Raw genomic sequence first — 1,214 nt, forward strand, 5'->3', positions numbered from 1 at the left:
CAGATCACGCAGCTGCCGCAGCGCCGGACTGGCCCGCCGGACGGCGTTGAGCCTGGTGATCAGCGGGGTGATGGTGCGGCCCTCACGTTCGGCCGCCTCCCACTCCCGCGGCCGCAACTGGTACTTCTCCGAGTCCAGGTACTCCTCACTGCCCTCCCCCACCGGCACGTTCTCGCACAGCTCGAACCCCGAGTACATCCCCCACGACGGGGACAGCGTCGCCGCCAGCACCGCCCGCACCTCGAACGCCGCACGCCCCCCCTGCTGCAGATACCCATGCAGGATGTCCGGCGTGTTCACAAAGAAGTTCGGCCGCAGATACGCCGCCGTCTCCCCCGCCAACTCCCCCAGATACTCCGTCAGCTCCCCCTTCGTGTTACGCCACGTGAAATACGTGTACGACTGCTGGAACCCCACCGCCGCCAGCGTCCGCAGCATCGCCGGCCGCGTGAACGCCTCCGCCAGGAAAATCACATCCGGATCCGAACGCCCGATCTCCCCCAGCACCCGCTCCCAGAACACCACCGGCTTCGTATGCGGATTGTCCACCCGGAAGATCCGCACCCCCCGCCCCATCCACAGCCTCAGCAACCGCACCGTCTCGGCCACCAGACCATCCATGTCCTCATCGAAGAAGACCGGATAGATGTCCTGGTACTTCTTCGGCGGATTCTCCGCGAACGCCACCGACCCGTCCGCCCGACGACGAAACCACTGCGGACACTTCTCCACCCACGGATGATCAGGCGAACACTGCAACGCGAAGTCCAGCGCCACCTCCAGCCCCACATCCCGCGCCCGCTCCACGAACCACACGAAATCCTCCACCGAACCCAGCCGCGGATGCACCGCCTCGTGCCCACCCTCCGGCGACCCGATCGCCCACGGCACCCCCACATCCCCCGCACCCGCCGACAGACCGTTGTTCCGCCCCTTGCGAAACGTCCTCCCGATCGGATGCACCGGCGGCAGATACACCACGTCAAAACCCATCCCCGCGATCACCGGCAACCGCCGCGCCGCCGACCGCAACGTCCCATGAGGCCGCCCCGCCGTCCCCTCCGACCGCGGAAAGAACTCGTACCACGACCCGAACAACGCCCGCTCCCGCTCCACCACCAACGGCAACACCACCGACGACGACACCCCCTCACGCAACGGCCAACGCGCCAGCACCACCCCCACCTCAGGCGCCAACCCCGCCGCCAGACGGG

The 1,214-nt window shown here is 67.9% G+C and carries 1 pseudogene; it reads right to left on the reverse strand.

Annotated features, from left to right (window positions below):
* Window positions 1-1,214, reverse strand: a pseudogene (locus ABZ845_RS31975) (alpha-1,4-glucan--maltose-1-phosphate maltosyltransferase); the annotation flags it as partial.

It is taken from the genome of Streptomyces sp. NPDC047022 (assembly GCF_040644155.1).
Taxonomy (GTDB): Bacteria; Actinomycetota; Actinomycetes; order Streptomycetales; family Streptomycetaceae; genus Streptomyces.